Origin of the sequence: Shewanella algidipiscicola, assembly GCF_003605125.1 — a bacterium.
Lineage (GTDB): Bacteria > Pseudomonadota > Gammaproteobacteria > Enterobacterales > Shewanellaceae > Shewanella > Shewanella algidipiscicola.
On record NZ_QPQT01000003.1, the window covers coordinates 309,649 to 317,330 of the forward strand.

The 7,682-nt window shown below is 46.3% G+C and carries 6 protein-coding genes and 2 tRNA genes; all 8 read right to left on the minus strand.

Features of this window, described 5'->3' with window-relative positions; all coding sequences use genetic code 11:
- Nucleotides 1-42: 42 nt before the first annotated feature.
- The 8 genes from DVO77_RS05055 to DVO77_RS05090 all read right to left on the minus strand — a co-directional run bounded on the left by DVO77_RS05055 (nucleotide 43) and on the right by DVO77_RS05090 (nucleotide 7,669).
- Complete coding sequence (locus DVO77_RS05055) at nucleotides 43-1,413, minus strand: sigma-54-dependent transcriptional regulator (RefSeq protein ID WP_119977573.1); 1,371 nt, start codon at nucleotides 1,411-1,413, stop codon at nucleotides 43-45.
- Nucleotides 1,410-3,233, minus strand: a complete 1,824-nt coding sequence (locus DVO77_RS05060) for a sensor histidine kinase (RefSeq protein WP_428842886.1) — start codon at nucleotides 3,231-3,233, stop codon at nucleotides 1,410-1,412. Before DVO77_RS05060 ends, DVO77_RS05055 begins: the two co-directional genes overlap by 4 nt.
- 89 nt (nucleotides 3,234-3,322) lie before the next feature.
- Entirely contained in the window at nucleotides 3,323-4,720 is a 1,398-nt protein-coding gene (locus DVO77_RS05065) for a TRAP transporter large permease (RefSeq protein WP_119977575.1), read from the minus strand.
- Nucleotides 4,720-5,358: a TRAP transporter small permease gene (locus DVO77_RS05070; protein WP_110456283.1), complete on the minus strand. Its 639-nt coding sequence runs from the start codon at nucleotides 5,356-5,358 to the stop codon at nucleotides 4,720-4,722. The genes DVO77_RS05065 and DVO77_RS05070 overlap by 1 nt, the downstream gene beginning before the upstream one ends.
- Before the next feature lie 89 nt (nucleotides 5,359-5,447).
- The gene (locus DVO77_RS05075) at nucleotides 5,448-6,467 is read right to left on the minus strand and encodes a TRAP transporter substrate-binding protein (protein ID WP_119977576.1); all 1,020 of its coding nucleotides are present in this window, start codon (nucleotides 6,465-6,467) and stop codon (nucleotides 5,448-5,450) included.
- Between the two features lie 635 nt (nucleotides 6,468-7,102).
- Nucleotides 7,103-7,330 carry a hypothetical protein gene (locus DVO77_RS05080; RefSeq protein WP_110456281.1) on the minus strand — a complete coding sequence of 76 codons (228 nt, stop codon included), beginning with the start codon at nucleotides 7,328-7,330 and terminating at the stop codon, nucleotides 7,103-7,105.
- A 150-nt stretch (nucleotides 7,331-7,480) separates the two neighbouring features.
- Nucleotides 7,481-7,556 (minus strand) — tRNA-Val (locus tag DVO77_RS05085).
- Nucleotides 7,557-7,593: 37 nt separating this feature from the next.
- Nucleotides 7,594-7,669, minus strand: a tRNA-Val gene (locus tag DVO77_RS05090).
- Nucleotides 7,670-7,682: the final 13 nt, after the last annotated feature.

The following is a 7,682-nucleotide window of genomic DNA, read 5'->3' on the forward strand; positions in this document are numbered from 1 at the left end:
GGGAAATACCTCGGCGGTTTATCTACAGTGACTGCCAATGCCTTATTGAATAAAGGTTTTACGATTGAGACCAAATTTTTGCATCTTGTCATACAGGGTTTTGCGCGGTAATTCGAGCTGCTGCATGGTCAGTTTGATACTGCCTTTATTGACATTGAGCGCCTCCTCAATCAGCAGGCGCTCAAAAAATTCTACCCGTTGCTGCAATGACATATTGGCATTGAGTTGATGGCTTGGGGTCATCGATGTGGCAAAGGCCGCTTCGCCGCCAAGCAGGACATAGCGTTCGGCAAGGTTTCTTAACTCCCTGACATTACCCGGCCAATCATGAGAGATCAGCTGAGCGGTATTTTCTGTCGATAGTGGAATAAGCGCTTTGTGGTAACGCGCCGATGCGACACGAGCAAAGTGTAAAAATAACAGCGGAATATCTTCCCGGCGTTCACGCAGCGCAGGGATAGGTATGGTGACGAGGTTGAGGCGATACAAGAGGTCTTGGCGAAACTCGCCAGTATCGCACAGGGATTTAAGGTCCACCTTAGTCGCGGCAATGATGCGAATATCTAAGGTAATACTCTTGTTTGACCCCAGTCGTTCTACTTTTCTATCTTCAAGCACGCGCAGTAGTTTTACTTGTAAGGCCAGTGGAGTGCTCTCTATCTCATCGAGAAACAGGGTGCCACCGTTAGCGTATTCGAACTTACCTATGCGGGTTTTGTCGGCGCCGGTAAAGGCACCGGCCTCTGCGCCAAATAGTTCACTTTCGATAATGGTTTCAGGGATCGCGCCGCAATTGATGGCGACAAAATTGGCGGCGCTGCGGACACTATGATCGTGTAAGTAGCGCGCCACTAGCTCCTTGCCTGTGCCCGTTTCCCCCTCAATTAAGATGTCGGCGGGCATGTCGAGCACTTGCTCGATAATATGGCGCATCTGTTTTATGCCTGGGCTGTGACCCAGTATGCGTGGCCCTGGTGTACTGTGTGATTCGAGCTCTTTTTTAAGGCTGCGATTTTCCAGTGTTAGGCTGCGTTTTTCAAGGGCGCGTTTAGCAATGTCGAGCATATGTTCGTTATTAAACGGCTTTTCAATAAAGTCGTATGCCCCCTGTTTTAGCGCCTGCACCGCCATGGCGATATCACCGTGCCCCGTGAGTAAGATAATAGGTATGTCCTTATCTTGGCTTAAGAGGTTCGCCATCAGTGTTAGGCCGTCGATATGTGGCATGTTTACGTCGGAGATCACCACCCCAGGCCAGTTTGGAGGCAAGGCATTCATTAGCTGTTGTGGTTCGGCAAGGGCGAGGGCTCGATAAGATTCCAGCTCAAATAACTGGACCAATGCGCAGCCGATAAGGGGTTCATCATCGACAATAATAACGTCGTACTCTGTTAGGTCATCGGTTAGCATCATGGCGTTCCTGGTGTATATGTGGCCAAGGTAATGTTAAAAATGGCGCCGCCTTCGATGCGGTTAGCCACGTTTATTTGCCCTTGCATGGTTTCGATGATCCGCCGTGAAATAGACAAACCAAGTCCGAGCCCATGGCGAGAATTAGTATAATAGGGGTCGAAGATTTTTTTCATTTGGCTCTCTTTAATCCCTGAGCCACTATCTTCGATGCTAATGTTGACTCTATCCGTCACTGTCACGCCGATAATCAACTGTTTAGGTGAACTGTGTTGCATCGCTTTAATGGCATTGCTCATTAAATTCACCAGTACCTGCTGTAGCCGGATAGGATCGCACCAAATATGGGTCTGGTTATCGGCGACGTTGAGTTGCAGCTCAACTCCCTGTTTATCGACTTCTGGCTGAATAATGGTGAGGGCATCGTTGATGCACTGGGCTACGTTGGTGGCTTTCTCATTGCCAGCACTTTTTCGGGTGAAGCTTTTAAATTGCGACACGATAGCGGCCAGCCTATCGGTTAACTCTATGATAGTGATGATATTACGCCCCACATCTTCCCACTTTGCTCTGGCAAGTAAGGTTTGGGTATTCTGGGCGTAGCTGCGGATAGCGGCCAAGGGCTGATTGATCTCATGATTGATACTCGCCGATAAACTGCCTATCACGGTGAGCTTAGCGGCTTGGATTAACTCATCTTGAGTCTCTTTGAGTTGTCTATGGCTACTTTCTAAAGCCTGAGTACGCTCTTGTACTCTTTGTTCTAACTGTTCGTGTGCGTGACGCATTCGTTGGCTGTTTTTACGTCGCTCAACGGCGTACAGCAAGGCTAGGGCCATTAGCAGGTATAAGGCGCCATAAAGCAGTAATAAAGGGGGCATAGCCTGATAGGTTGGTGCCATTGGGGCTAGGATATGCAATTTCCAACCAGCCTCTGCCATTACTGTTTTGTTGTCCATGTAGTCAATGGTGTTGTCATTGCTGTGGTTAATACGGTAGATAGGGTAACGCTCATCCGCTGAATCTGTGTATGGCGGCTCAATGGCTAACTCGTGGATGGTTCTATCGGCATAGCGGCGTGATTGCTTAATCTGCCGTTGCCGCTCGGGCGTTACAGGATTGAAAGCGGCGAGGCGCCATTGTGGCACGCTTGAGATAAAGATGATGTCATCGGGATCGCTAATGGCAAATTCATAATTGCTGGCTCTGGCCATACCGGTACCGTGCTGCTCTATCTCGGTAACATCGACCTTTACCACTATCACACCAAGAATTTCTGGTTGCACTTGCTCTGTTGACTGACGTTGTCCGCTAGCATAGATGGGGTAAGAGAAGTAATAGCCGCGTTTATTGGAGCTGGTGCCCACGGCAAAATAACGCCCTTGTTGGCCCTTTATCGCCTGTTGGAAATAGGGGCGAAAGGCAAAGTTCTGTCCGATAAACGAGTAACTTTGTTGCCAATTACTGGCGGCAATGGCATCACCATTGGCATTAACCAGATAGATATCGAGCGCTTCGGTGATGCTCTGGATCTCTTGTAAATACTGATTTAACGCGGTGAGAGTTGCTGTGTCATCTTGTTGTTGCAGTGCATTGACTAATAATGGATTTTTAGAGAGTACGTGAGGAATGCTTTGATAGCGAGATAGGGCACCCGCTAGAAAACTGACCAACTCTTTCATTTGAGCGCCAGATTGACGTTGAGTTTGTTGGTAGCCGTGATCTAGATGAGACCAATAGGCGATATTCAACACCAGTACTAGGCCTAATGCGATAATCAAAGTGACGCTGAGGTATTTTTTTGTTTTTATTTTCATTGACATAAAATGCATGTCCGCATCAGCAATAGTGAGTCTGGCAAGGGAAATTACCTTTGCCAGACTCACTCAATTGTTAAGTAAAATCAAGTTATTTAATAACCATTTAACTTATCGATATATTCAGGCAGGAATAACGAGATCTGTGGAACGTAAGTGATCAGCGCTAAGAAAAACAGCAGTAACACCAACCAAGGCAAACAGGATTGAATCACCCATCCCATGCTGCGCCCAGTGATCCCTGCGGTCACAAACAAGTTGAGCCCCACCGGCGGGGTGAGCATACCAATCTCCATATTGACCACCATAATGATGCCTAAATGGATAGGGTCAATGCCCAACTGCGTTGCGATTGGGAATAAAATCGGCGCCATGATGAGCAAAATTGCCGAGGGCTCCATAAAGTTACCGGCGGCCAGTAGCAACAAGTTGACTATGATGAGGAAACCCCATACGGGAAGCCCCATGCCAACTATGGTTTCGGCAATCAGGTGCGGGATGCGCTCCGTGGTGAGCACGTGGGCAAATAACATCGCATTAGCGATGATAAACAGCAGCATAATACTGACTTTAGCGCCATCTCTGACCACGTGACGGATCTCTTTGTCCACCGGGGTTTTAAGCACGGCAAGCAAGATAAAGCCGATATTACGTGCACAGGCCTTTATAAGGGACTCGCCGCGGTCACGCCAGCTGACATTTTTCAGTGGCCCGATATCGCGATAGCCAAATACAGCAATAAAATAGGCGTAAACACAGGCCACCGCCGCGGCTTCAGTCGGGCTGGCTACCCCACCATAGATAGAACCTAAAACAATAAAAATCAGCGCTAGGCCGCCCATGGCTTTGGCACTGGAAAGCGCTAACACCTTAATTCCCGGAAAGGGACGTGAAGGCAGCTTTTTGATACGCGCGACCACATAAATCGCTAGCATTAATAAAAGCCCCATCATCAAGCCCGGTATCAAGCCCGCCATAAACATTCTGGCCGCCGACACTTCGGTGGCGGCGGCGTAAACCAGCATGACGATAGAAGGAGGGATCAAGATGCCTAGTGTCCCGGAGGTGGTAATCACGCCGGCGGCAAATTTTTCAGGATAACCCGCGCGCACCATGCCCACGATGACGATAGAGCCAATGGCGGCCACTGTAGCAGGCGATGAGCCAGAGACAGCCGCAAAGAGCATGCAGGCCATGACAGAGGCCATGGCTAATCCGCCACGAATATGCCCGACGCTGTCCATGGCAAAGTCGATGATCCGCCGTGCCACACCACCGGTGGATAAAAAGGCTGAGGAAAGAATAAAAAAGGGGATTGCCAGCAGGGTATAGTGCTCAGAGGTCGACTCATACAGTTTTAGGGCGATAGAGGCCAGTGAGTCATCAGAAAACAATAAGATGGTGAGCATGCTGGAAAAACCTAGCGCAATAGCGATAGGCATACCGATGAGCATACACAGAAATAGGCTAATAAATAGAATGGCAATGGTCATTATTTATCTCCCTTAGTGCCAACATCAGGCTTATCATTATTATTTTCAGCAAGATGCATGCTTTCCTTGGCTTCATCAGCAAACCTAAAACCGTCGGTCTTATTTTGTAAAATGGCGATAGCTAATTCGATAAAGCGCCATGTGAGTAATGAAAAACCAATTAATAAGATACTTTGTGACATCCACAGCGGCATCGCGGGCTCTTCAACATCGATGCGTAAATATTCCCAAGCATTATCAGGGTCAAGCTGGTTGACTAAAAAGTGCGGCAAGTCGATATCTTCCATCGGGACGCCCACTTGGTACATTTTTACAAGGTAATCCCAGCTACCTTGTAAAAACATGGCGCAGTAAACTAAGCAGACAATGACGGCAATAATGGCGGTGACTTTACGGCCTTTTTTGGGCAGTTTTTTGACAAAAGCATCGACGCCGATGTGAGCGCCGACTTTCACGCCATATGACATACCAAATAGCACAAACCAGCCACACAGGGTGAGTGTTAGCTCCTGGATCCACAGAAAACCTGTGTTAAAGAAAAAGCGCGCAATCACTTCGGCGAACACCAGCACTGTCATGGCGGTGATTAATGCATTGAGCATACCTTCTTCAAAATATGAAAATAAACGAGATATCATCTCTGTTGCTCCTTAAATAGGAAAGAGGCCGTAAGCCGTTAGCTAGGCCTCAATACTTTCCTATTAATGTTAGCTAATCGTTATCGTTATTATTTGTTTGAAGCAACAGCGGCTTCGATAAGATCTTTACCAATTTTATTTTCAAACTGTGCCCAAACGGGTTTCATCGCGCTGACCCATGCGGCACGTTGCTCTGGGGTTAAATAGGTGATTTCTGAGCGCTTTGAGTCGATAATGGCTTGTTTATCTTTATCGACTTTAGCAGCAGCAATTTCGTTACCATAGGCAACGGCTTCATCTAAGGCGGCTTTGATCACTTTACGCTTATCTCCTGGAAGTGATTTCCAGAAGGTATCTGAAGTCACGACCATATAATCTAAAACGCCATGATTACTCTCGGTGATATGGCTTTGTACCTCGAAAAATTTCTTTGAGTAAATATTCGACCAAGTATTCTCTTGGCCATCGATAGCACGTGTTTGCAGTAGCGTGAATACTTCAGAGAAGGGTTTTTTCACCGGTATCGCATTGACAGCTTGAAATTGGGCGGCTAAAACGTCAGATGCCATAATACGAAACTTTTTGCCACTAGCATCTTCGGGCAAGATCAGTGGGCTACTGGCGGAAAACTGTTTCATGCCATTGTGAAGGTAACCAAGCCCGACAAGGCCTTTGCGCTTCATCGAGTTTAATAATTTTTGTCCAGATTCACTTTGCTGAAAACGGTTAACCGCATCCATATCTTGAAACAGGAAGGGTAAATCAAAAATTTGCAGCTTCTTGGTGTAACGTTCAAATTTCGATAGTGACGGTGCGACAAATTGCACATCATTAAGCAGTAATGCTGACAATTCGTTATTGTCACCAAACAGCTGTGAATTTGGAAATACGTTAACCTGATACTCGCCAGGGAGTCGCTCTTCAACTAAGGCTTTAAACTTAAGGGCCATTTGGCCTTTCGGCGTGTTCTCGGCAACCACGTGAGAGAATTTAATTTCTACTGGGGTGGCAGATACCGACAGACTGGCGCTTAATAGGGTCACTACAGAGGTCAATTTAAGCAGTTGCTTAAGTGAGTGCCGGGTGAAGAAGATGTTAGATATACTCATGCTATTTTCCCTTATGTTATTAATCTTTTTGGCTTTATAGGCCATAGAGGTTGAGTTGACTGACGAACTAATAAGGAAGTATAGGCAAGGAGTAGGCCATAAATGTTATTTATTGGTAAACATAAAGATCTCAATAGGTTGCATTTTGGCGTGAAGTTAAGTGCCATTGAGAATGGGGCGGATCTCGCCAGTTAAATCTGTTTGAATGGGTGGAAAATGACCCATTTATCAACTGACATATGGATAGCACACTTGCAATGTAAACTTGGTCGGTTTTCGTATTCATGAATTGATTGGCTCAGCGCTGAAGCATGACATGCTAGCAACTTGAGATGAGAAAGTGATCATGTAAGACAACCCCTTAAGCAAATGCATAGAGATGTTAGCAAGGCCGTGACCTTATTTGGGGATTAAGCTTACTTAGAGGCGAATCATAGGGGATACTATAGCGGGAAATAACTGCAGTATTCGTCATAGGATCAAATACCTGCTTATTCTTGATGATTAGCATGTACAACTAGAAGTTGTCACTTGAAGTCCATTTTCTCATTAATACATAGAAAATAGGGCACTGATTCAGCTTGGTGGTTTCTGTGACGGAGTAAAGCAATACTATGCCAAGAAGGGCAAGCGTATTATTTTATCGGCTCAATTCGTTTCATGATTGCATCACTAGGTAATAATTCTAAATGGCCGTGAGCATCAAAATACCAGCCTGTAATAAAGCCTTTTTGCCGCATAGCGACCAAATTTTGCATCACCTCTCTGGCTTCGACCATGGCTTGTTGTTCATCACACTCATGGGTGAGCTTTAAATAGGCTGCAATACTTGCCAGTGAGGCTGATTGTGTGACTTCTGCCATATGAACCACCGATACTCAACAGGTTTTATCTCAATATTATTGAAGAATAGTCCAGGTGAGTGGTTTAGCAATGGTCAATTTTGGCCAAAACTTATGGCTAATATGCTGATTAATTCTAAATAGGGGGATTGTAATACATAAGAGGAAATATGGTGGTCGATACTGGGCTCGAACCAGTGACCCCCTCCTTGTAAGGGAGGTGCTCTCCCAGCTGAGCTAATCGACCTGGGATTTCATAATGTTTTAATTCTTTATGAAAAGAATGGTGGTCGATACTGGGCTCGAACCAGTGACCCCCTCCTTGTAAGGGAGGTGCTCTCCCAGCTGAGCTAATCGACCTGGGATCTCATAA